General features: G+C 70.9%; 22 protein-coding genes. 19 read left to right on the top strand and 3 right to left on the bottom strand.

Annotated features, from left to right (window positions below):
- The first annotated feature begins 113 nt into the window (after positions 1-113).
- The 11 genes from ABGB18_RS16600 (at position 114) to ABGB18_RS16650 (ending at position 11,773) form a co-directional block, all read left to right on the top strand.
- A complete protein-coding gene (locus ABGB18_RS16600; protein WP_347696391.1) occupies positions 114-2,204 on the top strand; it encodes a family 10 glycosylhydrolase in 2,091 nt (696 codons plus the stop codon).
- Between the two features lie 134 nt (positions 2,205-2,338).
- Entirely contained in the window at positions 2,339-4,252 is a 1,914-nt protein-coding gene (locus ABGB18_RS16605) for an alpha-amylase family protein (protein WP_347696392.1), read from the top strand.
- A gap of 84 nt (positions 4,253-4,336) precedes the next feature.
- Entirely contained in the window at positions 4,337-5,626 is a 1,290-nt protein-coding gene (locus ABGB18_RS16610; protein WP_347696393.1) for an ABC transporter substrate-binding protein, read from the top strand.
- Positions 5,623-6,516 (top strand): sugar ABC transporter permease, encoded by an 894-nt coding sequence (locus tag ABGB18_RS16615; RefSeq protein WP_347696394.1) that lies wholly within the window; start codon positions 5,623-5,625, stop codon positions 6,514-6,516. The genes ABGB18_RS16610 and ABGB18_RS16615 overlap by 4 nt, the downstream gene beginning before the upstream one ends.
- Positions 6,516-7,397 (top strand): carbohydrate ABC transporter permease, encoded by an 882-nt coding sequence (locus ABGB18_RS16620; RefSeq protein ID WP_347696395.1) that lies wholly within the window; start codon positions 6,516-6,518, stop codon positions 7,395-7,397. Before ABGB18_RS16615 ends, ABGB18_RS16620 begins: the two co-directional genes overlap by 1 nt.
- Positions 7,394-8,317 carry a D-2-hydroxyacid dehydrogenase gene (locus ABGB18_RS16625; protein WP_347696396.1) on the top strand — a complete coding sequence of 308 codons (924 nt, stop codon included), beginning with the start codon at positions 7,394-7,396 and terminating at the stop codon, positions 8,315-8,317. Before ABGB18_RS16620 ends, ABGB18_RS16625 begins: the two co-directional genes overlap by 4 nt.
- A gap of 52 nt (positions 8,318-8,369) precedes the next feature.
- Positions 8,370-9,056: a GntR family transcriptional regulator gene (locus ABGB18_RS16630; protein ID WP_347696397.1), complete on the top strand. Its 687-nt coding sequence runs from the start codon at positions 8,370-8,372 to the stop codon at positions 9,054-9,056.
- A complete protein-coding gene (locus ABGB18_RS16635; RefSeq protein WP_347696398.1) occupies positions 9,053-9,859 on the top strand; it encodes a TIM barrel protein in 807 nt (268 codons plus the stop codon). Before ABGB18_RS16630 ends, ABGB18_RS16635 begins: the two co-directional genes overlap by 4 nt.
- Positions 9,856-10,734 (top strand): 2-hydroxy-3-oxopropionate reductase, encoded by an 879-nt coding sequence (locus ABGB18_RS16640; protein WP_347696399.1) that lies wholly within the window; start codon positions 9,856-9,858, stop codon positions 10,732-10,734. Before ABGB18_RS16635 ends, ABGB18_RS16640 begins: the two co-directional genes overlap by 4 nt.
- An 84-nt stretch (positions 10,735-10,818) precedes the next feature.
- Positions 10,819-11,484: an HNH endonuclease family protein gene (locus tag ABGB18_RS16645; RefSeq protein WP_347696400.1), complete on the top strand. Its 666-nt coding sequence runs from the start codon at positions 10,819-10,821 to the stop codon at positions 11,482-11,484.
- Positions 11,462-11,773, top strand: a complete 312-nt coding sequence (locus ABGB18_RS16650; RefSeq protein ID WP_347696401.1) for a hypothetical protein — start codon at positions 11,462-11,464, stop codon at positions 11,771-11,773. Before ABGB18_RS16645 ends, ABGB18_RS16650 begins: the two co-directional genes overlap by 23 nt.
- A gap of 84 nt (positions 11,774-11,857) precedes the next feature.
- Here the strand turns inward: ABGB18_RS16650 and ABGB18_RS16655 are convergent, their stop codons facing one another.
- Together ABGB18_RS16655 and ABGB18_RS16660 are read right to left on the bottom strand one after the other, a co-directional pair.
- Positions 11,858-13,873: a CehA/McbA family metallohydrolase gene (locus ABGB18_RS16655; protein ID WP_347696402.1), complete on the bottom strand. Its 2,016-nt coding sequence runs from the start codon at positions 13,871-13,873 to the stop codon at positions 11,858-11,860.
- Positions 13,874-13,998: 125 nt separating this feature from the next.
- Positions 13,999-14,283: a Fe-S cluster assembly protein HesB gene (locus tag ABGB18_RS16660; RefSeq protein ID WP_347696403.1), complete on the bottom strand. Its 285-nt coding sequence runs from the start codon at positions 14,281-14,283 to the stop codon at positions 13,999-14,001.
- 127 nt (positions 14,284-14,410) lie between these two features.
- Here ABGB18_RS16660 and ABGB18_RS16665 point away from each other — a divergent pair, with 127 nt between their 5' ends.
- Both ABGB18_RS16665 and ABGB18_RS16670 read left to right on the top strand, forming a co-directional pair.
- Positions 14,411-15,043 carry an endonuclease gene (locus ABGB18_RS16665; protein ID WP_347696404.1) on the top strand — a complete coding sequence of 211 codons (633 nt, stop codon included), beginning with the start codon at positions 14,411-14,413 and terminating at the stop codon, positions 15,041-15,043.
- Positions 15,044-15,084: 41 nt separating this feature from the next.
- Positions 15,085-15,858 (top strand): enoyl-CoA hydratase-related protein, encoded by a 774-nt coding sequence (locus ABGB18_RS16670; protein ID WP_347696405.1) that lies wholly within the window; start codon positions 15,085-15,087, stop codon positions 15,856-15,858.
- Between the two features lie 79 nt (positions 15,859-15,937).
- On the opposite strand, the gene ABGB18_RS16675 is transcribed toward ABGB18_RS16670, so the two are convergent.
- Positions 15,938-16,786, bottom strand: coding sequence for a hypothetical protein (locus ABGB18_RS16675; RefSeq protein ID WP_347696406.1), 849 nt, complete (start codon positions 16,784-16,786; stop codon positions 15,938-15,940).
- A gap of 198 nt (positions 16,787-16,984) precedes the next feature.
- On the opposite strand from ABGB18_RS16675, the gene ABGB18_RS16680 reads away from it, so the two are divergent.
- From ABGB18_RS16680 to ABGB18_RS16705, 6 genes are all read left to right on the top strand, one after another.
- Entirely contained in the window at positions 16,985-17,371 is a 387-nt protein-coding gene (locus ABGB18_RS16680; RefSeq protein ID WP_347696407.1) for a hypothetical protein, read from the top strand.
- Positions 17,372-17,373: 2 nt separating this feature from the next.
- Entirely contained in the window at positions 17,374-18,597 is a 1,224-nt protein-coding gene (locus ABGB18_RS16685) for a DUF6395 domain-containing protein (protein ID WP_347696408.1), read from the top strand.
- Between the two features lie 275 nt (positions 18,598-18,872).
- On the top strand, positions 18,873-19,715 hold the full coding sequence (locus ABGB18_RS16690) for a M55 family metallopeptidase (RefSeq protein ID WP_347696409.1): 843 nt from the start codon (positions 18,873-18,875) through the stop codon (positions 19,713-19,715).
- Between the two features lie 90 nt (positions 19,716-19,805).
- Positions 19,806-21,356, top strand: coding sequence for an FAD-dependent oxidoreductase (locus ABGB18_RS16695; protein ID WP_347696410.1), 1,551 nt, complete (start codon positions 19,806-19,808; stop codon positions 21,354-21,356).
- A gap of 56 nt (positions 21,357-21,412) precedes the next feature.
- Positions 21,413-21,925 (top strand): YbaK/EbsC family protein, encoded by a 513-nt coding sequence (locus ABGB18_RS16700; protein ID WP_347696411.1) that lies wholly within the window; start codon positions 21,413-21,415, stop codon positions 21,923-21,925.
- A gap of 152 nt (positions 21,926-22,077) precedes the next feature.
- Entirely contained in the window at positions 22,078-24,270 is a 2,193-nt protein-coding gene (locus ABGB18_RS16705) for a protein kinase (protein ID WP_347696412.1), read from the top strand.
- The last annotated feature ends 15 nt before the right edge of the window (positions 24,271-24,285 follow it).

Below are 24,285 nucleotides of genomic sequence, written 5' to 3' on the forward strand. Positions count from 1 at the left end.
AGCCGCTCCGCCACGCCGAGCCTTCCGGCCTCGCAGGCAGATGTCTTGTCATGCTTGCTCGCTTGTATGACAATATTTCGCGTCTGACAACAAGCCTGACGTTAGGGTGTGTCATGGTGCGGACTTCCGATTGGCCCAGAACCGCGACCCGCTGGACCCAGCTCACGCTGGCCGAGGACGACCCGGCCCATCTCGATGTCGACTTCTGGACCTCGGTGATGCGTGACAGCAGGTCGAACGCGATCTGCATCAGCGCGGGCGGCTACATCGCCTACTACCCGACCCGGATCCCGTACCACCATCGCAGCACCTACCTGGGGGACACCGACCCCTTCGGCACCCTCGTGGAGCGAGCCAGGGGATTGGGCATGCACGTCATGGCGCGGGTGGACCCGCACGCGGTGCACGCCGACGCCGCCGGGGCACATCCGGAATGGCTGGCACGCGATGAGCAGGGGAGGCCGATCAAGCACTGGTCGTACCCGGACATCTGGTTGACGTGCGCCTTCACCGGCTACCACCGCGAGTTCATCACCGAGGTGGCTCGGGAGATCGTGCGCGAGTACGACGTGGACGCGATCTTCGCCAACCGCTGGGAGGGCTACGGCGGCATCTCCCACAGCGAGGCCGCGCAGCGCTCCTTCCGCGACGACACCGGGTTCGAGCTGCCGAAACGCGAGGGGGACGGCACCGACCCGGCCTGGGCCGCGTACGTGCCCTGGCGCCGGCGCAAGCTCAGCGAGCTGGTCGCGATCTGGGACGCGGCGGTCAAGGACGTGCGGCCGCACGCGCGTTTCATCCCCAACCTCGGCGCGTTCGCCGCCCGCGACCTGGAGCCGGAGCTGGTACGCCGGGTCTATCCGATGTTCGTGGTGGACAAGCAGGGCCGCTCGGGCACCGAGGCGCCGTGGGCGGCCGGCCGGGTGGCCAAGCGCAGCCGCGGCCTGTTCCCGGACCGGCCGGTCGGGCTGATCACCTCCGTCGGGCCCGAGCACCACCAGCACCGGTGGAAGGACGCGGTGGCCCCGCCGGAGGAGGTCAAGACGTGGATCGTGGACGGGTTCGCGCAGGGGGCGTTCCCGTGGTTCACGAAGTTCAACGCCACGATCTCGGACCCCCGGTGGGTGCCGGCGGTCGTGGAGGCGTTCAACCTGCACGCGCGGCTGGAGCCGGTGCTGGCGGGGCTGCCGGTGAGCGCCGAGGTCGCGCTGCTCGACCCGCACCGGGTGGGCCGGCTGCGCACCGGGGCGGCGCACACCTTCCCCGACGAGGACGGGTTCTACCAGGCGCTGGTCGAGGCGCGCGTCCCGTTCGACCTGCTGGCCGACCAGGCGCTGTCCGCGGAGCGGCTGCGGCCGTACAAGGTGCTGGTGCTGGCCGACGCCGAGCAGCTCAGCGACGCGCAGTGCCAGGTGATCAGCGAGTACGTCGCCGCGGGCGGCAGCCTGGTGGCCGCCCACCAGTCCTCCCTGTACGACGAGCGAGGCGAGCCGCGCGACGCCTTCGGCCTGGCGGACGTGCTGGGCGTGGACCTGGTCGAGCCCGTCAGGGGCCCGGTGAAGAACAACTACATCGCGCTGACCGGTGAGCATCCCGTGAACGCGGGCTTCGGCGGCGCCAAGCGGATCATCGGCGGCACCCGCCTGCTGCGGGTCGCGGCCCGTCCAGGCACGCAGGTGCCGTTCCGGTTCATACCCGATTTTCCCGACCTGCCGATGGAGGAGCTGTACGCCCGGGAGCAGCCGGACGCGCCCGCCGCCGTCACGAGGGCCGCCGAGGCCGGCCGCGGCCGGGTCGTGTACTTCCCGTTCGACCTCGGCGCGGTCTACTGGGAGGCGCTCCAGGCCGACCACGGCCGGCTGATCGCCAACGCCGTGCGGTGGGCGCTCGGCGGTGAGCCCGAGGCGACAGTGCGCGGACCCGGCCTGGCCGACCTCGCCGTGCGCCGGGACGCGGGCGGGGTCGCGGTGGCCGTGGTGAACCTCACCAACCCGATGGCCATGCGCGGCGCCATCAGGGAGACGATCCCGCTGCCCGCCCAGACGGTGACCGTCGCCCTGCCGCCCGGCGTGCGGGGCGCCACTGCCAGGCTGCTGGTCGCCGGCACCGACGCCACCACCGAGATCCGCGACGGCCGGGCCGAGGTCGAGCTGACGGGCGTGGACCTCATCGAGGTCGTGCACCTCACCTGGGACCGCGCATGACACGCGAGGGAGTGCCGTCGCCTGGAGGAGCGGCGGGAGCGGAGCGACCAGAGCGGGGGAAGGCGGCGGCGTCTGGCGACCGAGCCGCCGAACGGAGTGAGGCCATCCAACGCTGGTGGTGGGAGCCGTTCCGGATGTTCCAGACCAATCTTCGTGAGGTGGACGCGGGGCTGGACGTGGAGCGGGTGCTCGACCACCTGACGGAGTACGGCGCCGACACCTGGCTGCTCAGCGTCGGCGGCATCCTGTCCAACTACCCGACCGACCTGGACTTCCAGACACGCAACCCGTGGCTGGCCGAACGCCCCTCCGGGGATCTGGTCGGCGACGCGGTCACCGCGGCCCGCCGCAGGGGCGTGCGGGTGCTCGCCCGCATGGACTTCTCCAAGATCGACCAGCGGCGGGCCGAGCGGCACCCCGAGTGGTGCTTCGTGGCCCCCGACGGCGCCTCCCAGGTCTACAACGGGCTGACCAGCGTGTGCCCGAGCGGCGACTACTACCAGGTCAAGCTGTTCGAGGTGATCGGCGAGGTGCTCGACCGGTACGAGATCGACGGCTTCTTCCTCAACTGGATGTCGTACAACGAGGTCGACTACAGCCGGCGCTACTGGGGCGTGTGCCACTGCCTGGCGTGCACCCGCCGCTTCGGCGACCCGCTGCCCACGGACCGGGACTCGCCCGGCCACCCGCGCTGGCGGCGGCTCGCGAACGAGGCCCTGGAGGATCTCAACGCCCGGATCAGGGCCGAGATCGCCGGTCGGCGGCCCGGGGCGGCGCTGATCCTGGGCGAGCGCGCCGACATCGTCTTCCACGAGGCCAACAACGCCGTCGGCCGGCCGCTCTGGCACCACCGGACCAGCGAGCACGTCAGCGCGGCCAAGTCGTTCCGGCCGGAGGTTCCCGTGCTGGTCAACTCGGTGGGGTTCGTGGACATGCCGTACCGGATGGCGGGGGAGGAGCCCTACCACTTCGCCCAGTATCTGATCCAGGCGACCGCGCGGGGGGCGATCCCGTCCACGTACATCATGGGGACGCCCGACGACAGCCCGTACGAGTGCCTGCGGCTCGGGGGCGAGATCACCCGCTTCCACCGCGACCACGCGGACGTCTACCGGGATCTCGTCTCCGCGGCCCGCACGCTGCTGGTCAGGCCCGACCCGTCGCGGGGTGCCGTCAGCGGGGCGACCGGCGAGTTCCAGGGACTTTACCTGGCCCTGCTGGAGCGGCACATCCCGTTCGACGTGCTGCCGGAGGACAAGCTGGCCGCGAGCGACCTGTCCCGGTACCGGCTGGTCGTGCTGCCCGACCTCGGGCCGTTGCGGGAGCCCGAGGCGCTGGACGCGTACGCGCGGGCGGGCGGGACGGTGCTGGCGACCGGTTCGACCGGGTTCGAGGCGGATCGGGCGCAGCTCGAATGCCTGCCCGCGGCCCGCCGCCTGGCCGGCCGGGAGAGCGAGGAGTCGGTGCGCTCGCTGCACCTGCGCGGCGACCGCGGCATGCTGCCGGTGATCGGCGCGTTCCACGTGGTCGAGGCGCGCGAGGGGGCGCGGACGGGCGTGCTCGCGCTGTCCAGGGCCAGGTACGGCCCGCCGGAGAAGTGCCACGGCCACCAGGAGACCGGCCACCCCGGCTGGCTGAGCGCCCGCTACGGGCAGGGCACCGGCGTGCTGATGCCGTGGACGGTCGGCCGCGGCTACCGGGAGACCGGGCTGAGCGCGCATCGCGACCTGTTCGCGGACCGCGCGCTCGCCGCCGCCGGTGCGGACCTGGCGGTGGAGACCGATCTGCCGGAGCAGGTGGAGGTCGTGCTCGGCCGGTCCGCACAGGGCGGGGTGATCCACCTGCTCAACCGCTCCGGTGACGCGGACCAGCGCTTCCGCCGCCCGCTCGGGATCCCGGAGTCCCGGCTCACCGTGCCCTGGCCCGGCGAGGTGCGCGCCCTGCGCGCCGGCCGCGTCCTGCCGCGGGACGACCGCGGCCAGGTGCTCCTGCCCCCGATCGGCCTCTACGAGGTCCTCACGGTCAGATTGTCAAACAAGTATTCATGACCTATTGACGGTCTAGTCTGACAAATGAACACTAAGTCATCACCGGGGTAGCCGGTCCCCTGTGAGAGCGACGGGAGAAGAGTGATGAGCGGACTCGATCGGCGGGGATTCCTGAAGCTGGCCGCGGCCGGTGCGCTGGGCGCCGGGCTCACCGCGTGCGGCGGCTCCGAGGGCGGCGCGGGCGGCGTCTCACTGAGATACGCCTGGTGGGGCAACAACATCCGGCAGCAGAACTACATGAAGGCGCTCAAAGAGTTCACCGCCCAGAACCAGGGCATCCAGATCGAGCCCGAGTTCGCCGAATACAGCGCCTTCCAGGAGCGCATGACCACGCAGATGGCCGCCCGCGACGTGGCCGACATCTTCTGGATCGCCTCCCCGCAGGTGCTGACCTACCACAAGAGCAAGCTCTACCGCCGCCTCGACGACATCCCGACCCTCGACCTGTCCGCCTACTCCAAGGCCGACCTGGACTCCTTCAAGCTCAGCGGTGAGCTCAACACGATGCCGTTCGGCATCTTCGTCCCCGTCATCCGTTACAACGAGACCTGGGCCAAGGAGGACGACGTCGAGCTCCCGGCCACCGACACCGACTGGGACGCCTGGGCGGCCTTCCTCATCGACTACTCCAGGAACAACCCCGGCAAGCGCAAGGGCATGGCGTACGAGGCCGACGCCGACCTGCCGTTCGAGTCCTGGCTGCGGCAGCGCGGCGAGCAGTTGTGGACCGAGGACGGCAGGACCGGCTTCACCGTGGACAGCACGCGCGCCTGGTTCGACTGGTGGGACAAGCTGCTCAAGGCCGGGGCCGTGCTGACGCTCAGCGAGCAGGAGGGCATGTCCCCCGACTGGGCCCTGGTCGGCAAGAAGGTGCTGGCCAAGGTGGGCAACTCCAACCACATCATCGACGACGCCAAGATGTTCCCCGAGCAGCGCTTCAAGCTGCGCCCCATGCCGGTCGCCGCCGGGGCCCAGGCCGGGCACCCGTTCCTGTACTTCCCGCGGATGGCGATATATCAGGGCATCGACGATGAGAAGCTGCAGGCCGCTGGCAAGGTCGTCAACTACAACACCAACAACGTGGCGATGCTCAAGACCGTCGGCCTGACCATGGGGGCGCCGGTCAACCCCAAGGTGTTCGAGCAGTCGAAGGAGTTCGCGGGCCAGGACGAGAAGGAGATGCTCGCCGTCGTACAGGCTGCCCGCGAGGCCGAGCGCAAGCCCCGCTTCGAGGCGCCGCCCGGCACGAACACCTGGCGCACGGCCATGGCCAGGGTCGCCGAGGAGATCTCGCTCGGCCGGGTGAGCACGGCCGACGGCTCCAAACGCTTCCTGGACGAGGTCCAGGCCGGCATCGAGCGGACCCGCAAGTGAGCCGCGTCTCAAAACCGCACCGCCAGGGCGGGGCCGCGCACGTCCTCCTCATCCCCTGGTGGCTCGGGCTCGTGCTGGTCACCGCCGTGCCCCTGGTCGCCTCGCTCTATCTGGCCTTCACCGACTACGACATCCTGTCCGCGCCGGAGTTCAACGGCCTGGAGAACTTCCACCGCATGTTCCAGGACGAATACTTCTGGGCCGCCGTCAAGGTGACCGTGATCTACGTCCTGGTCTCCATCCCGCTGCAACTCGGCTTCGCGCTGCTCCTGGCCCTGATCCTGGACCGGGGGCTGCGCGGCCTGGCCTTCTACCGCAGCGCGTTCTACCTTCCCTCGCTGCTCGGCACGAGCGTGGCCGTGGCCATCCTGTGGCGGCAGATCTTCGGCGACGACGGCCTGATCGATCGGGCGTTGTCGGTCTTCGGACTGGAGCTCGGCAGTTGGCTGCAGAACCCGAGCCTGTCCCTCTCCACGCTGATCGTGCTGAACGTCTGGACGTTCGGCTCCCCGATGGTCATCTTCCTGGCCGGGCTCCGCCAGATCCCCGAGGAGCTCTACGAGGCCGCCAAGGTGGACGGCGCCGGGATCGTCCGCCAGTTCACCCGCGTCACCATCCCGCTGCTCACCCCGATCATCTTCTTCAACCTGATCCTGCAGACGATCGGCGCGTTCCAGACCTTCACCCAGGCCCACGTCGTCAGCGGCGGCACCGGCGGCCCGGCCAACTCGACGCTGTTCTACACGCTCTACATCTACCAGCAGGGATTCACGAACTTCGACATGGGCTACGCCTCCGCGCTGGCCTGGGTGCTGATGATCGCGATCGGCCTGGTGACGGCCGTGCACTTCGTCCTGTCGAAGTACTGGGTCTTCTACGGAGACGACTGATGACGACCGCCACCCTCGAAACCACCCGCAGGAGCGCCCGGGCGGCCGTGCGCCGGCGTGGCCGCCGTGACCTGCTCAAGCACGTCGGGCTCGGCGCCTTCGTCCTGCTGATGCTCTATCCGCTGATCTGGATGATCGTCAGCGCGTTCAAGCCCGACCACCTGATCCTCACCGAGCCGGGCCTCATCCCCAGCGAGATTACCTTCGACAACTTCGCCGAGGGCTGGAACGCGCTGAACCGCCCCTTCTCCGTGTTCTTCGCCAACTCCCTGATCGTCACCGTCGGCGCCATCGTCGGGAACCTCTTCTCCTGCTCGCTGACCGCGTTCGCGCTGGCCAGGCTGGAGTTCAGGATGCGCAAGGTGTATCTCGCCATCACACTCGTGTCGGTGATGCTGCCGATGCACGTGCTGGTGATCCCCCAGTACATCTTCTTCTCGCAGCTCGGCCTGGTGAACACCTACTATCCGCTGCTCATCCCGAAGTTCCTGGCCACCGACGCGTTCTTCGTCTACCTGATGGTGCAGTTCATCAGGACCATCCCGCGCGATCTCGACCGTGCGGCCTGGATCGACGGCTCGGGCCCCTTCCGCACCTTCTGGTATGTGATCCTGCCGCTCATGCGGCCCGCGCTCGTCACCACCACGATCTTCACCTTCATCTGGACCTGGAACGACTTCTTCGTGCCGCTGATCTACCTGACCTCGCCCAAGATGTTCACGGTGCCGGTGGCGCTGAGCTCCATGGTGGACTCCGAGACGCAGAGCGGGGTGGGCATGCTGTTCGCGATGTCGCTCCTGTCGCTGCTGCCGGTGCTGATCTTCTTCGTGATCGCCCAGAAGCACCTCATCCGCGGCATCGCCACCACGGGGCTCAAATGAGGATCATCATCACCGGAGACCACGACGAGAACGCCCGCCGCCGGATCCGCGCGGCGGCCCCGGCGGCGACCGTCGAGTTCACGCCGGACCTGGCCGGCATCGAGTACGCGGACGCGGTCGTCGGCCACGTGCCCGAGGCGCTGCTGGACAGGGCTTCCCGGCTGCGGTGGGTGCACAGCCCGGCCGCGGGCGTGGACGCCATCCTGTCGGACGGCCTGCTGGCCGGCGACATCACGCTCACCTCGGCCACCGGCAACGGCGCGATCCCGCTGGCCGAGCACGCGATGCTGCTCACGCTCATGCTGAACAGGAACGTGCCGCGCTGGTCGCGCGCCCAGGCGCAGCGCCGCTGGGACCGCTTCACGCACGGCGAACTGGCCGGAAGGACCATCGGCCTGTACGGGCTGGGCCACGCCGGGCTGGACCTGGCGGCCAAGGCCCGGGCGTTCCACATGCGGGTGCTCGGCATGCGCAGGAAGGCGGTGCCCGCGCCGGGCGTGGACGAGTTGTTCGGGCCGGAGGACTTCCCGCGCTTCCTGGCCGAGTCCGACTTCGTGGTCGTCACCGCGCCGCTCACCGCGGCCACCGCGGGGCGGTTCGGCCGGGAGGCGTTCGCCGCGATGAAGCCCACGGCCTGCTTCGTCTGTGTCTCGCGGGGCGGCATCGCCGACGACGACGCCCTGCTCGACGCCCTGCGGCGGGGCGAGATCGCGGGTGCCGGGCTGGACGCGCACGGCGTCGAGCCGCTGCCCGCCGACAGCCCCTTCTGGACGTTGCCGAACGTGATCGTCACCCCGCACAACGGCGCCACCACCAGGGAGACCGCACGCAGGGGGCTCGACATCCTGGTGGACAACCTGGATAGATTCGCCCGTGGTGCGCCGCTACGGAACGTCGTCGACAAGGCGGCCGGGTACTGAGGACGACCAGTATACTTGTCTGACGATTTGGGCGATGTGTGGGAGGAGTTCTGTGGACGGCCAGCCCAGTTTTTCCCTCGGACCGTCATCCCTGACGGAAGCGCTCTACGAGTCGGTCCGCAAGCGCATCGTCAACGGTGAGATCGCCCCCGGGGAGAAGCTCACCGAGATCCGCATCGCCAACGAATACAGCGTGGCGCGTCCCACCGCCAAAGCCTGTCTCGAACGGCTCACGGCGCTCGGACTGCTGCGCCGCACCACGCACAAGACCGCCGTCGTGCCCAAGCTGGACGAGGGCGAGATCCGCGACCTCTACTTCAGCCGCGAGACCGTCGAGCGGGCCGCGGTCGCGGTGCTGGCCCGCACGGCCACCGTGCCGGCCGCCGCCGTGCGCGCCCAGGCGGCGATGAAGGCGGCGGCCACCGACATGGCGTTCGCCAACCAGGTGGAGGCCGACATCGCCTTCCACTCCGCGCTGGTCGCCGCCGTGGGCAGCCGCCGCCTGTCACGCATGCACGAGGTGATCCTCGGGGAGGTGCATCTCACGATGGGCCAGTTCCAGGCCCACCGCACCACCCACCCGATGAACGTGGTGCACGAGCACGACGACATCCTCAAGGCGATCGGCGACGGCGACCCGGAGCGGGCGCAGCAGCGCCTCACCCACCATCTCGACCAGGCCCAGGGCCGCCTGGTCGGCCAACTACGCCGCGAACAGACAGAAGAGGCGCACACGTGACCACCAGGTGGACCGTCAACTGCTCGATCCTCTACACCGACCTGCCGCTGCTGGAGCGCCCCGCCGCGGCGGCGGCCGACGGGTTCACGGCGGTGGAGTTCTGGTGGCCGTGGCCGGTCGCGGTGCCCGCCGACCGGGAGGTGGACGCGTTCGTACGCGCCGTCCAGGACGCCGGGGTCCGGTTGACCGGGCTCAACTTCTTCGCCGGCGACATGCCGGCCGGCGACCGCGGCCTGGTGTCGTGGCCCGCGCGGGCACAGGAGCTGCGTGACAACATCCCCGTGGTGGCGGCCATCGGCGAGCGGCTCGGCTGCCGGGCCTTCAACGCCCTCTACGGCAACCGCGTCGACGGGGTCGAGGCCAAGGAGCAGGACGAGCTGGCCGCCGAGTCGCTGACGGCCTGTGCCCGGGGGGTGGCGGGGACCGTGCTGCTGGAGCCGGTCAGCGGCGCGCCCCGCTACCCGCTGCTGACGGCCGACGACGCCGTGGCCGTGCTCGACCGGCTGGGCGACGTGCCCAACCTGGGGCTGCTGGCCGACTTCTACCACCTGGCGACCAACGGAGACGACGTGCCGTCCGTCATCGGGCGGCACGCCGCGCGCGTCGCCCACGTACAGATCGCCGACGCCCCCGGCAGGGGCGCGCCGGGGGAGGGCGCGCTGCCGCTCCGCCAGTGGATCGACGACATCCACGCAGCCGGATATGACGGATATATCAGCCTTGAATACCGCTCCGAGGGCCCGGCCGCGTTCGCCTGGCTGCCCCGCGAGCAGCGGGCCGCGGACTCGGGAGGATCATCGTGACCAGCATCGCCTTCATCGGCCTCGGCATCATGGGCAGCCCCATGGCCGTGCACCTGGTCAAGGCAGGACACAGCGTGACCGGCTACAACCGCTCGCCGGCCAAGGCCAGGCCGCTGGCCGAGGCCGGTGGCCGGGTGGCCGGCTCGATCGCCGAGGCGGTGCGGGGGGCCGAGGTGGTGGCGCTCATGGTCCCGGACTCCCCGGATGTGCGTGACGTGCTGACCGGCGACGCCGGGGTGTTCGCGCACGCCGCGCCCGGCACGCTGATCATCGACTTCTCCTCGATCCGCCCCGACGTCACCCGCGAGCTGGCGGAGGAGGCCGCCAAGCACGGCCTGCGCCACCTCGACGCCCCGGTCTCCGGCGGCGAGGCGGGTGCCAGGAACGCCGCCCTGTCGATCATGGTGGGCGGCGGGAGCGACGACTTCGAGGCCGCCAGGCCGATCTTCGACGCGGTGGGCAGGACGGTCGTGCACGTGGGGCCGAGCGGCGCCGGCCAGACGGTCAAGGCGGCCAACCAGCTCATCGTGGCCGCCAACATCGAGGCGCTGGCCGAGGCCGTGGTGTTCCTGCGGGCCTACGGGGTGGACCTGGAGGCCGCGCTGGAGGTGCTCGGCGGCGGCCTGGCAGGCTCGGCCGTGCTGACGCAGAAGCGCGCCAACATGCTGAACCACTCCTTCGAGCCGGGCTTCCGCATCGAGCTGCACCACAAGGACATGGGCATCGTCACGTCGGCGGCCCGCGAGGCCGGCGTCGTGCTGCCGCTGGGCGCGCTGGTCGCCCAGCTCGTCGCGGCGGCGAACGCCGCCGGCGACGGCGGGCTGGACCACTCCGCGCTGCTGCGCGGCGTCGAGCGCCTCTCCGGCACCTCGTAACACCCGCTCCAAGATTGTCACTCGAAGTGACAACGGGTCGTGGGCGCGGCTACTCGGAGTGATCTTCGTTGTTAGTCGTTGCCCATGCTCTCATTGCGATCATGGCAATCCGCGGCGGTTGCGACCGCCGCCGCCGCGTCCTTCGTCGTGCTGGCGCCGGCCACGTCGGTCGCGGCCCCCACCGAACTCCCGACCCCGCTCTCCCCGCTGGCCGCCTACCAGCGGCTGACGGAGCTCACCGTGGCCGACCCGCGCCCGATGCGGGGCTACAGCCGCGCCCGCTTCCCGCACTGGACCCAGCAGGGCCAGGAGTGTGACACCCGTGAGGTGGTGCTGGCCCGCGACGGCGTGGACGTCAAGCAGGACGAGAGGTGCCGCGCGGTCTCCGGGGCCTGGTTCAGCGAGTACGACGGCAGGGCCTTCACCAGCGGCTCCGACCTCGACATCGACCACATGGTCCCGCTGGCCCAGGCCTGGCGTTCGGGCGCCGACGCCTGGACCGACGCGCAGCGCAGGCGGTTCGCCAACGACCTGGACGCGCCGCAGCTCATCGCGGTCTCGGCCGCCTCGAACCGGTCCAAGGGCGACCAGTCGCCCGACCAGTGGCGGCCGCCGCGGCGGAGCTACTGGTGCACGTACAGCAGGGCGTGGATCGACGTCAAGTCCCGCTACGAGCTGACCGTCACCGAGCCCGAGCGGGACGCGCTGGCGGACATGATCTCGACCTGTGACGTGGCCGACGGTGGTTGAACGCCTGCCGGGCGACGGCACCAGCCGCTACGAGAGCCACGCCGTCGCCGGGCCCGGCGGGGTCATGACCGATGAGGTGGGCGTCATCACCGGCGAGGTGACCGTACGCACCGAGATCGCCGGCGGGCGGGCGACCGTCCGTATCCAGTATTTCGAGGCCGACGAGTGGTACGAGATCGAGGGCAGCCCGCTGGGCCTGACCGCCGATCCCGGCCCGCGCCTGCACCAGGAGATCGTCCAGGCCGTGCAACGGGGCCTGCCCGAGGGCCTGAAAGACTTCCACCCCTGACCTCCCGGCCGGTCCTGACCCCGGGAACCGGGCGGGACCGGCCGGCATTCAGCGCCGGGAGAACCGGGCCTGGAACGCGGCCCGCTAGGGGAGTCGTTTGCGGTAGACGGCCCTGGCCCGCTCATAAAGGTCCAGATGATCGGCGAGCTGCTCGGCGGTCTCGAACGTGCCCAGCTCCCGCAACAGCACCTCCAGCCGGTCCAGCCAGGCCAGGCACCACCGTACGTCCGCCTCCCTGGCCACGGGGGAGCCCGCGACGTTCACGTATACCGGGCTGGTGTGGGCGTAGGCGCCGGAGCGGTGGAAGGAGCGCGGGTGAGGGCCGCCGGAGGCGACGGCGACCACGTAGGTGGGCTCGCCGGCCACCAGCGACGCGGTGAGCCGCCCCGGCGGGCCCTGCGCCAGGACGCCCTCCGCGGTGCGGATCTCCAGGGTCTCGACCTCGGGGCCGATCGACGAGACCACGATCTCCATCCGCTGCCCCGGGGCCAGCTGCAGGGTGTCGCCGGGGCCGTGGCCGTTCACGGTGAGCTCCAGCCACGGGCCCGTGGTGGCGAACGTGCGGCCGAGCAGGATCGCCTCGGCGTAGGACTCGGCGGTGAGCGGGCCGGCGACGTTGGCGTACACGCGTTCCCAGCCGGGGGGACTGGAGGCGGTGCCGCGGCGGCAGAAGGACAGCACCGCGTCGGTGCCGGCGGTGACCGCGAGCCTGTTGCCCGCGCCGATCAGGCGGCGGTAGACGGCGGCGGTGGCGGTGATCGAGGAGTGGTTGAGCACGTCGAGGGTGTCGATCAGGCCCAGTGCGGCGTCGGCGACGATCTCCCTGGCCGAGCAGTCCCGCCCGCGGTCGAGCACCACGTCCGGCCCGTCGTCGTCGGCGAACGGCACGTGGAACGGATGCCCGTAACTCGTCACCGCGCCGAGGGCCCGCAACTCCTCGCAGGCCACCGCGTTGGGCGGCCAGTCGGCCGTGTCCAGGAAGCCCGTGTGGTAGCGGCCCGGCGGCTCCCGCAGGCCGAACGCGGTGAGGTGCCCGACGACGTCGTTGCGGTACTCCACGCCCAGCCTGGCCAGGTGACGGCCGTCCGACCAGGGCAGGTCCTCGCCCGCCCAGTGCGCCAGCGCCTCCACGTCGTAGACGCGCCCGCTCGCGACGTTGCCCGCCACGAGGTTGAGCACGTGCAGGTCCTCGCCGTGTTGCGCGGCGGCGGCCAGCGCGGGAGCGGCGGGCTCCTCGCCCATCCAGTTGAGGTGGACGTGCAGGTCACCGCCGTACCAGCCGCGGGCGGCCGCGTCGTAGAGCCGCTCGGGTGCCAGCTCGACCAGCGCCTCCGCGCCCGCCTCCGGCGTCAGCGCGACCTCCGCCGAGGTGTACTCCATCCCCCGGCCGACCGTCACCGTGATCGGCTCCGCGGGCACGGCCAGCACCAGGTCGTCGCCGTGGAAGTACGGCCTGCGGTGCCCGTCCACCTTGGGCGGGGCGCCCTCGGGATACCAGCCCTGGCCGTTCGCTCCCGTCACGCTCCACCGGCACGGGAACCCCGCCCGCACCCTGAGCGTGGCCGCCTCGGCCCTCCTGGCCAGCGGGGACAGATCGACCGCCCGGCCTGCGACGCTGACCTCCCGCGTCACCTCCACCACCTTGGCACCGCCCGCGGGCACCTCGTACGCCGTCCCGTCCACCACGACCGTGACCGCCTCGTCCCTGCTGGAGTCCAGCAGCAACGCCGTGCGGAGGAGCCCGTCGGTCAGCACGACCCGCGGCACGGCCGCCAGCGCGCAGCCTTCGGGGGTGAGGCGCAGGGCGGGCAGGTTGTCCGGTACGTCGCCGTCCAGCGCGTCACGCACGACCCGGTCGGGGTCGATCTCGGCGAGGTGGCCCTCCAGCTCGGCGGGGGGCAGGCCGGGGAACCGTTCGGTGAGTTGCCGCAGGGCGTGCTTCCAGTAGTTGTGGCGGTTGTCGAGGAACACGGTGGCCCAGGCCTGGACGACGTATCCCAGGGGCGGCTCGCCCCAGCGGACGTCATGCGCGTCGCGTAGCGAACGGTAGTCGGAGAGCGCACGGGCCACGCTGTCGGGAAGCAGCGGATCGTCACACATGGGACACTCCCTGAATCGGACGCGTCGTCATCGTGACATGAATCCGGGCCCGGATGGGGGCGGAGCCCGGACTCTTCGGTCCGGAAGTCCCGGGCCCCGGCGGTGTTCTCGGGTCGGCCGGTGCCTCAGGCCCGCCGGTCCAGGCGGAACGTCGGCTGTCCCGGGATGCCCGGGTGGGCGTCCAGCGCCTTGTCGTCGAGGATCGGCACGGCGTCCTCGGCGACGAACACCCGTACGTCCTCCTTCTCGACGACCTGGTCGCCCTCCTCCGGCACCCTGGCCAGGAAGAGCTCGAGCGTACCCGCTTCATCGACCTTCGGGGCGATCCGCAGGCCCGCCTCGGCGGGGACGTCCTCCCCGACCATCAGATCCCTGATCGCGACAACGGCGTTGTCAGTGAGAGTCAGCACGATGAGCTCCTTTGCCACGAAGACCCTCCGCCTCCCCTACGGCCCAGGTCCCAAACCCGGGCATGCGCCCGTCGACGCCGGGTAGCGGGCAGCCATGGGGAAAACCGGCAAAAACGACAAAGCGGTCATGGATGCGCTGCTCGATCGCTTCGGCCGTACCTATGCCCGGGAGGCCGAGATCAAGCTCGCGGACCGGCCCAAGCCGCTCTACCAGCTCCTCGTGCTGGCCATGCTGCTCAGCGCGCGCATCTCCGCGGAGATCGCGGTGGCGGCCGCGCGGGAGCTGTTCGCGGCCGGGTACGGCACCCCGGCGGGCATGCGCGACGCGAGCTGGCAGGACCGGGTGGACGCGCTGGGCCGCGGGCACTACCGCCGCTACGACGAGCGCACCTCGACGATGCTCGGTCGGGGGGCCGAGCTGCTCATCGACCGCTGGAAGGGCGACCTGCGCCGCCTGCGGGACGACGCCGAGGGCGATCCGCGGCGGATCGCGTCACTGCTGACGGAGTTCCCCGGCATCGGCCCGACCGGCGCGGACATCTTCCTGCGCGAGGTCCAGGCCGTGTGGCCGCAGGTCGCTCCCCATCTGGACAAGCGGGTGCTGGAAGGCGCGGGCAAGCTCGGCCTGCCGCGCCAGGAACGCCCGCTGGCCGAGCTGGCCGGGTCCAACGACGACCTGGCCCGCCTGTCCGCGGCGCTGGTCCGGGTGTCACGCAGCAAAAAGGGCGTGGACGAGGTGAGGGCCGCCGCCGCCCGGTGACGAGACGGGATCATGAGCCCCGGCTCTGTTAGGTTCGAGCCATGGGTGAGTTTGTGAGCGTCGAGGTGGCCGACCAGATCGCCACGATCCGTCTTGACCGTCCGAAGATGAACGCCCTCAACGGCCAGGTCCAGCGAGAGCTCGACGAGGCGGCCCGCTTGGTGGACGCCGACAGCCAGGTGCAGGCCGTCATCCTCTACGGCGGGAAGAAGGTCTTCGCGGCGGGCGTGGACATCAAAGAGATGGCCGACATGTCCTACTCCGACATGTCCACCCATTCCCGTGCGCTGCAGGGCTGCTTCACCACGGTCGCCCAGATCGGCAAGCCGGTCATCGCCGCCATCACCGGATACGCCCTGGGCGGCGGCTGCGAGCTCGCCCTCTGCGCCGACTTCAGGGTCGCGGGGGAGTCGGCCAAGCTGGGCCAGCCGGAGATCCTGCTCGGCCTCATCCCCGGCGCGGGCGGCAGCCAGCGCCTGCCGCGCCTGATCGGCCCGGCGCGGGCCAAGGACCTGATCTTCACGGGCCGCCACGTCCCCGCCGCCGAGGCGCTGGAGCTGGGCCTGGTGGACCGGGTGGTCCCCGACGAGCAGGTCTACACGGCCGCCCTGGAATGGGCCGCCACTTTCGTCGGCGGCCCGGCGGTCGCCCTGCGCGCCGCCAAGCAGGCCGTGGACCGGGGCCTGGAGGCGGACCTGGACACCGGCCTGGAGATCGAGCGCCTGCAGTTCTCCGGCCTCTTCGCCACGGAGGACGCCAGGATCGGCATGCGGGCCTTCATGGACAAGTCCAAGCCCAAGTTCACCGGCGAATAGCGGCCCGCCGCCCGAAGCCCGGACGCGCGCTCCAACAGCGGCCCGTCGCCCGAAGAGTGAACGCTGGGCCGCCGGGTCGCTAGTCGAAGAGCTCGCCGACGGTCAGCGCGGTGGCCGCCCGGTGCGCCCACTGGTCCAGCCGCTCCTGGTCCGTGCACGACGTGATGGCCGTGAGGGCCTCGTCGGTGATGGCCACGCCCCGCGCCCTGAGCACGGTGAGCACGGCCCGGGCCTTGCCCTCTGACAGCCCGGCGGCACGGCCCTTCGTGAAGTGCTCGCGGGCGAACGGGCTGTAGACCGGCCACGTGGCGGACGACATGATCTCCTCCATGACCTGCCGGACGTCGGCTGACGACAGGCAATAGGCGTATTCGTGATATTGGGCGCCGTGGTCCTCGTCGACCTTGGACAGCGCCGACAGGAACGTCTCGACGACCTCCCGATCTTCTCCGTGCGCCATGACGGACATGACCGCCAGTTCCAGGCAGTCGGCGGCCTCGGACGGGTCCGAGAGGATCGCGATCCGGTCGGGGCCGACGACCAGCGGGTGCAGCACGTACCCCGGCAGGCTGGTGACGACCGGCTGCGCGGCCCAGGCGGCGACCCGCGGGTCGGGGGCGAGGACGAGCAGCAGCACGGGCCGGTTCAGCCGGAGCCAGAGCCCGGCGGCCCGCCGCCCCCAGATCTGCCGCTCCTCCTCGCGCAGGGCCCGCTGCAGCTCGACGATGACGCCGTGCGAGGGCCCGACGGAGAGGAACGGGTGGATCTCGTGTTCGAGCACGGGGAGGTCACTCAAGTCGCCGGGGTTGACCTCGACCAGTGTGTCCGCCGGGAGATCGATGTCGAAGACGTCTCTCAGAAGCTCGACGGCGAGCGCCGGCCGGTTCCGAAACAGGGCGTTCAAGGCGTCATGAACGGCGGTGGGCATGTCGCGGAACGTTAGCAGCCGTGCACGGAATGTGCGGGATCTTTCGCCGATTCGATCATCGACCTGCCCTTCGTCACGCCCGGCGCCGCCGAACTTTACTAACTCTTCGGACGGATCCTGACAAACCGGGCGCACAACACCAACCCATTCGGTGAGGCCGTCCTTTTGCATGCTGGTTTGCCACTATGGTGGCGTTTCATGATGCGCGTCCTGGTCCCTGTCCGGCTCCGGAAGGCCGTACGTACGTGGTTCGACTCCCGTTACATCTCGATAGCCGATCACCGTCAGGACATCAGGGACGCGCTCTGGGAAGTCAGGACCCTCCGGCGCGAGATGGCGACCCTCCAGAGCGAGGTCGAACGACTCAGGACCGCCCGCCCGCAGGTTGCCGACAAGGCCAAGATCGACGATGCCCGCAGGCTCGCCCAGGAGACGGCCAAGGCCCTCGACGGCGTGCTGCAGAACGAGGTCCTCGTCTGGCAGGCCATCGACGACCTGCGCTCCCGCCACCACGCGGCCACCGCTGGGGCCGCCGCTGCGCCCACCGCCGGGGCCGCTGAGCCCGCTGGGACGGAAGGCCAGTAGTCGTGCGTGTGACCTGGAGCGGTACGACCGGCGCCACCGGTATGGAGCTGAGTTTCCGGCTCGATCCGGAAGACGAGATCACCGGAAAGGCCAGCGACGACTATCCCGTCAAGCTGGCCACGAACTCCTGCTCCATCGGCGGCACCCCGGCCGACGCCCATCCGGACCTGTTCGCCCTCGCCGCCTGGACGATCGTGGCGCCGTGGACCAGGAAGCAGATCACGTTCGACCGCGCCATATCCCCTGGACTCGCCCAGGCCCTCCATGACGGCTGGGGCATCGAGGCGGGCCCGGTGGGAGCGGAGCCGCGGCCGGCGGGGAGCACGCTCGCGATCTCGTACAGCGGCGGCGCGGACTCCGTGGCGGCGGCCACCATGTACGCGGAGGCGCCGTTCGTGCACTTCCGTCGCGTGGCCCACCCGCGCATCCCCAACCGCTGGACGCACTACCGCTCCGACGTGCTGGCCGAGCTCGCCGCGCAGACCGGGCGCGAGCTGGCCATGGTCACGTCGGACTTGGAGTTCACCCTGGCCGAGCCCCGCCCCGGCTACCCCGAGCACCACGCGGTGGCGGCGGGCGCGTTACTCCTCGCCGACCGGCTGAACCTCGGTGCCCTGGGATTCGGCTATGAACTCGGTTCACGCTGGCTGGGCGGTGACCGCTACCTGGGCCACTTCACGCCCGACAACCGGATGTGGGCGGCGCACGGCGCGTGGGGCAGGTTGTTCGCCGCCGTGGGCGTGCACATCGTGCTCCCCGTGGGCGGCGTGAGCGAGGCGGTCACCATGCGCCTGGCGCTGGAGTCCGGCCTCAAGGACCAGGTGCGATGGTGCCTGCGCGGCACCGACGGCCCGTGCCGCGTCTGCGGCAAGTGCCTGTACAAGGAGCTCATCCAGGCCGCCGTCGAACGCCGCCCGCTCGACACACCCCTCACCGCCAAGAGCAAGCCCGCCCAGAAGTGGCTGGAGAGGCCGCCCTACGGCGGCCAGGAGATGGTCGAGTACGGGCTGGCGCGCATCCCCGACATCGAACACACGCTGTTCGCCAAGGCCCTCGACTACTTCGACGCCACGGAGGAGTCCACGAGCTGGCTCGACCACTGCTACCCCCCGGCCATCGACGAGATCCCGCCGCGGTGGCGTGACCAGGCGAACGCGTTCATCACCGCCAACGTCGGCTACATGACGCCGGACGAGATACGCCGGGTGGAGACATGGGGCCTCTGACCGCCCGGCGCCCGGCTGCGGGCGGCGAGTCCTGGGTCGATGGCCACGAGCCCTCTGACCGGCGGGTCGAACCCGCACGGCCCGGACACGGCGGGGCCGAGCCCGGGCCGGCCGGTCGGAGCGGGTCCGGGCGCGAGCGTCGTGGGGGTCCCCTATGGTTGCCCTCAGCGGTGCGGGTCGGAGGCCGGAGCCGGGCTCCGATCGCGTGGGGGCCTGGAGCCCGGCGGCACGGCGTGGCGGGTGGCCGGCGGGTTCGCGTTGGTTGAGGAGGGTGCGTGAAGGTTTATCTGTCGGTGGACATGGAGGGCGTGACGGGGTTGACCGACCCCGAGGAGATGCACGCCGGTAAGCGCGGCTACGAGCGTGGTTGCGAGCTGATGACCGCCGACGCCAACGCCGCCGTCGAGGGCGCCTTCGCCGCCGGGGCGACCGGCGTGCTGGTCAACGACGCCCACGGGTCCACCAAGAACCTCCGGATCGACCTGCTCGACCCCCGGGCCAGCCTCATCCGGGGCCCGGGCAAGGCGCAGCGGATGGCGCAGGGGCTGGACGGGTCGTTCCAGGCCGCCTGTTTCGTGGGATACCACGCGCGGGCGGGCGTGCCGCACGGCGTCCTCAACCACACCTGGATGGGCAAGGAGATCCAGAACGTCTACCTCAACGGCGACCTGTGCGGCGAGACCCGGCTCGTCGCCGCGTGCGCCGGGTTCCACGGGGTGCCGGTCGTGGTGGTGACCGGGGACGAGGCCGTCGGCGAAGAGGCGCGCGAGCTGCTCGGCGACGTCGAGACGGTCGCGGTGAAGAAGGGGATCGACAAGTTCTCGGCCGAGTTGCTGCCGCCCAGCGTCGCCCAGGAACGCATCCGTGAGGCCACCGCGCGCGGCCTCCGCCGGTTGAGCGACTTCACACCCTATGAGGTGGCGGCGCCGTACACGCTTGGGGTGGAGTGGAACTCGACCGCCATCGCCGCGGCCGTGTCACTCATCCCCGGCGTGAAGGCGGTGGGGTCGCGCCACACGGAGTTCACCACGGACGACTTCACCCAGATCATGGCCCTGTTCGGCGTCTTCGCCACCATCGGCGGACAGATCGCCTGCGGCAGCGGCCCCTACGGCTGAGAGCTCGCGGGCGGCGAGACGAAGCGGAGCAAGGCGGAGAGCGGCTCGCCGCGGGGCGGGCCGAGGACTGGCGGTAGGGAGCGGTTGGACGTGGAAGGCGCGGCACTGACCCGGCGGGGACTGCTCGTCGGGATCGGGGCGGTGGGTGGCGCGGGCGCCATGTACGCCGCCATGGGCGCCCTCGGCCTGGCGCCGGCCGAGCAGAACAAGGAGTTCGTGGCCCCCAGGCCGGGCGACTTCACCCTGCGCGGCAAGGGCGCGGCCTCGGTGGTGATCCTCGGCGCGGGCGTGGCCGGGCTGACGGCCGCGTACGAGCTCGGCAAGGCCGGCTACGACTGCACGATCCTCGAGGCCAGGAGCAAGGCGGGCGGCCGGAACCTGACGCTGCGCGGCGGCGACCGCCTGGCGGAGCTGAACGGCCCCGCGCAGGACGTGAAGTTCGGCGAGGGCATGTACTTCAACGCGGGCCCCGGCCGGATCGCCCAGTGGATGGTGACCCTCGACTACTGCCGCGAACTGGGCATCCCCATCGAGACGTTCGTCAACAACAACGCCTCCGCGTACGTGCACACCAACGGCCGGACCGTCCGGGCGCGCACCGCCCGAGCCGACCTGTACGGATCCGTCGCCGAATTACTCGCCAAGGCCACCAACCTCGGCGCCCTGGACAAGGTCGTCACCAAGAACGATCAGGAGCGCCTGCTCGAGTTCCTCAAGAGGTTCGGCGACCTCGGCCCCAAGCTGGACTACACCGACTCCACTCGGCGCGGTTTCACGAAATTTCCGGCACTCGACACCGGCACCCCCATCCCGCCCCCCGGCACCCTGCACCAGATCCTCGCCGCCGGCACCGGCCACTCCATCACCAACGACTTCGGCTACGACCAGGCCTCCCCGATGTTCCAGCCGGTCGGCGGCATGGACGCGATCGTCACCAGGCTCACCGAGGCGGTGGGCCAGGACCGCATCAGAACGGGCACCAAGGTCACCAAGATCACGTCGATGGCGGACGGCGTGGAGGTCGTCTGGAACGGCGGCAGCCTCAAGGCCGACTACTGCGTCGCCGCCCTCCCGCCGCACGTCCTCGCCAAGATCCCGCACAACCTCGGCGCCCAGATCACCTCCGCGCTCGCCACCCCGGTCCCGGTGGCCGCCGGCAAGATCGGCCTGGAGTACTCCAGGCGCTGGTGGGAGCTGGAGGATCGCATCTACGGCGGCGTCACCGAGACGGACCTGGACATCACCCACATCTGGTATCCCTCCCACGGCTACCACTCCGAACGCGGCCTCGTCGTCGGCTACTACAACTCCGAACGCGAAGCCGAGCTGTACGGCGCCCTCACCCCGGAGGACAGAAGGAGGAGGGCGCTCACCCAGGGCAAGAAGATCCACGGTGAGAAGTACCGCCAGAACCTCCTCTCCAGCGTCTCCATCGCCTGGGAGCGGCAGGAGCACATCCAGGGAGGCTGGGTGCGCTGGCCGGACTTTGATTCGTCCTTCACTCTTCTGCAACGCCCCGCCGGAAGGGTTTACTTCGCGGGCGACTGGCTCACCCATCTGATCGCTTGGCAGGCCGGGGCCATGGAGTCCGCCCGTGCCGCCGTCACGCAGTTGCACCAGCGAGTGTTGCAATCCCCGTGACACCGCCCCCTCCAGGCCGGCGCTAGGGTCCTGGGAGGAGCGATCGAGGAGATGGGATGACGTTGCACTGGGTGCCCGCGACCGAGCGGACCGACCTGCTGGCTGATCCGGTGGCCCTGGTGGTGCCGGACATCGCGGGTGCCGAGGTGGCCGAGATCGACCCGGAGCTGGCCGACACGGCGGCGTTCTGCGAGCGCTACGGCGTACGGCTCGACGAGTCGGCCAACTGCGTGGTCGTGGCGGCCAAGCGGGGCGGCGAGACGCGTTACGCGGCGTGCATGGTGCTCGCGACGATGCGGGTGGACGTGAACGGCGTGGTGCGCAAGCACCTCGACGCCCGCAAGGCGAGCTTCGCCTCGATGGCCGACGCGGTGGAGCTGACCGGCATGGAATACGGCGGCATCACCCCGCTGGGCCTGCCGGGCGACTGGCCGGTCCTGGTGGACACGCACGTGGCCGAGCACGCGCGCGTGGTGATCGGAAGTGGCATACGCGGATCGAAGCTCGCCGTATCAGGGGCCGCGCTCGCGGGTCTGAAGAGTGCAGAGGTGCTTTCCCTGGCCGGTTGACGGCCTGCCGGGCGCCTCGACGGAAAACTGAAGCCGATTCGAGACCGTTGGATGGGAAACCGATGGCCCCTTTCTGGACGTTGTACGAGTGGGAATGTGGCCTCATGGTTCATCTCGTGGGCGGGGATTAAGCCGGTATGGTGCTTCATGCCATGAACGATGACCGACTAGGCCCTTACCGGCTGCTCAGGCGGCTCGGTGAAGGCGGAATGGGTGTTGTCCACCTGGCCGTCGACCCGCAGGGGCGGCAGGTGGCCGTCAAGGTCCTGCGCGCGGAGGTCGCAGGTGACGAGGTCGCCAGGCGACGGCTCTCGCGTGAGGTCGAGACGATGCGCCGGGTGCGGAGCAAATTCATCGCCGAGGTGCTCGACGCCGATGTGACGGGTCATCGTCCGTACATCGTCACCCGCTACGTCCCGGGCCGCGGGCTGGACGAGATCGTCAAGGACGACGGGCCGCTCGACCTGCCCGCGCTGGTCAGGGTCGCGCACGGGGTGGCCGAGGCGCTGGCCGTGGTGCACTCGGTGGGCGTGATCCACCGCGACCTCAAGCCGGGCAACGTGCTGATCCTCGACGGCGAGCCCGTCCTGATCGACTTCGGCATCGCGCAGGCGGTCGACGCGACCAGACTGACGCAGACCGGCATGTTCATCGGCACGCCGGGCTACCTCGCGCCCGAGATCATCGAGGGGCGGGAGGCCGGCCCCGAGGTGGACATCCACGCCTGGGCGGGCACGCTGCTGTTCGCGTCCACCGGCCAGCCGCCCTTCGGCAAGGGCACGCTGGAGATGATCTTCTACAACATCACCGCGGGCAAGGCCGACGTCAGCGCCGCTCCGGCGACGTTGCAGCCGCTGCTCAAGGCGGCCTTCCAGCGCAATCCGAACAAGCGTCCGAAGGCGGCCGAGCTGGCCGAGCAGACCGCCAGGATGCTGCCCATGCCGCCGCCGAGCGGCCGGCCGGACGAGATCTCGACCGTGCCGCGCCCCGAGCCGCGGCCGGTGGACCGCGGGACTTCGCCGCCCTTCCGGCAGCGCATCGACCTCGGCGCCCCGCCTGCCCACCAGCAGCCCGGCGAGCCCACGGCCCCGGCCGCCCACCAGTCGGGCGACTTCGCGGCCCCGGCCGCCCACCAGCAGCCTGGCGACCTCGGCACCCCGCCCGGTCACTCGCAACCGGGTGGCTTCGGCACCCCGCCCGGTCGCCAGCAGCCGGGTGACTTCGGGGCCCCGCCCGGTCACCCGCAGTCCGGTGACTTCGCGGCGCAGCCGCCGCGGGCGGCCGACCGGCCCTCCTACGACATGTCCACGCCGCCGGTGACGCCGAAGCGGCTGCTGGAAAGCCAGGAGCAGCAGCAGGCCGCGGCACCGCCACCGGACCAGCCCTACATCTCGCTCCTGCCCAACCAGGCCGACCCGTGGCCGACCCGCCGGGTGTCGCCGGAGGAGTTGCGGCAGATCCAGCGCGAGGCCTCGGCGCCGTCGCAGCCGTGGCAGCAGCAGGGGCCGCCGCCCAACAACCACGGCCGCCCGGCCTCCGAGACTGACCTGCCCACCAGGCGGGTGCGCCCCGACTCGGCGGAATTCGGCAGGCGCGACCCGGGCCAGATGTCCGGCCCCGAGGGGCCCGACTACAGGCGCGGCCCGAGCCCGGCGCAGCCGCCGCCCTACATCCCGGCGCAGCCGCAATACCCGCAGGACCCGGTGACCAAGCGAGAGCCGTACATCCCGTCCGTCCCGCCGGGCAGGATGTTGCAGCGCTCCAAGGCGTACGGGGTGGCCGGCGGCATGCTGCTGATCATCATGATCGTGGCGGCCGTCTACGCGCCCGTGCTGGTGGCGGTCGTGGCGCTCCCGGTCGCGATCCTGCTGCGCGCGGCCGACCTGGCCCAGCCCCAGCTCGCGTCGCGCAGGGCGGCGGGCGCGGCGGCGCTCGACGTGATCAGGGTGCTCGCCGTGCCGCGGGCACTGGCCAAGTCCGTCGGCATCACGCTCGCCCTCGTGCTCTACGCGCTCATCCTGGGCCTGCCGGTGACGCTGCTGCTCGCGGTGGTCGCCAAGATGGGCCCCGCCAACGCCCTGGCATGGGGCGCGGCGGTCGCGCTGTGGACGTTGTGCGCGGGCCCCGGAGTCGAAGGCCCTGGCAAACAGATGCGCAGAACGCTCTCATCGCTCGTACCCTCAAGAACAGCGGCGATGGTGATGGCGGGAGTCCTTGCGGCAGGTGCCGCGCTCTCGCTGATCCTGGCCGCAGGCACGTTCGGGGACACGCCAAGGGGGGCTGTATGGACTCCGGTGGACGTCAGTGGAGTAACGCAACTGCTCGACGACCTGAAGGGCGGCTGATGCTGGGAAGGCGGC

Origin of the sequence: Nonomuraea sp. B12E4 (assembly GCF_039871825.1) — a bacterium.
Lineage (GTDB): Bacteria > Actinomycetota > Actinomycetes > Streptosporangiales > Streptosporangiaceae > Nonomuraea.

Excerpts from the sequence above, each read along its gene's own strand:
- ABGB18_RS16610 (WP_347696393.1), top strand. The coding sequence starts at position 4,337 with ATGAGCGGACTCGATCGGCGGGGATTCCTGAAGCTGGCCGCGGCCGGT.
- ABGB18_RS16605 (WP_347696392.1), top strand. The coding sequence starts at position 2,339 with ATGTTCCAGACCAATCTTCGTGAGGTGGACGCGGGGCTGGACGTGGAG.
- ABGB18_RS16655 (WP_347696402.1), bottom strand. The coding sequence starts at position 13,873 with ATGTGTGACGATCCGCTGCTTCCCGACAGCGTGGCCCGTGCGCTCTCC.
- ABGB18_RS16675 (WP_347696406.1), bottom strand. The coding sequence starts at position 16,786 with ATGCCCACCGCCGTTCATGACGCCTTGAACGCCCTGTTTCGGAACCGG.
- ABGB18_RS16705 (WP_347696412.1), top strand. The coding sequence starts at position 22,078 with ATGAACGATGACCGACTAGGCCCTTACCGGCTGCTCAGGCGGCTCGGT.
- ABGB18_RS16670 (WP_347696405.1), top strand. The coding sequence starts at position 15,085 with ATGGGTGAGTTTGTGAGCGTCGAGGTGGCCGACCAGATCGCCACGATC.
- ABGB18_RS16625 (WP_347696396.1), top strand. The coding sequence starts at position 7,394 with ATGAGGATCATCATCACCGGAGACCACGACGAGAACGCCCGCCGCCGG.
- ABGB18_RS16645 (WP_347696400.1), top strand. The coding sequence starts at position 10,819 with ATGCTCTCATTGCGATCATGGCAATCCGCGGCGGTTGCGACCGCCGCC.
- ABGB18_RS16680 (WP_347696407.1), top strand. The coding sequence starts at position 16,985 with ATGATGCGCGTCCTGGTCCCTGTCCGGCTCCGGAAGGCCGTACGTACG.
- ABGB18_RS16600 (WP_347696391.1), top strand. The coding sequence starts at position 114 with ATGGTGCGGACTTCCGATTGGCCCAGAACCGCGACCCGCTGGACCCAG.
- ABGB18_RS16700 (WP_347696411.1), top strand. The coding sequence starts at position 21,413 with ATGACGTTGCACTGGGTGCCCGCGACCGAGCGGACCGACCTGCTGGCT.
- ABGB18_RS16620 (WP_347696395.1), top strand. The coding sequence starts at position 6,516 with ATGACGACCGCCACCCTCGAAACCACCCGCAGGAGCGCCCGGGCGGCC.
- ABGB18_RS16665 (WP_347696404.1), top strand. The coding sequence starts at position 14,411 with ATGGATGCGCTGCTCGATCGCTTCGGCCGTACCTATGCCCGGGAGGCC.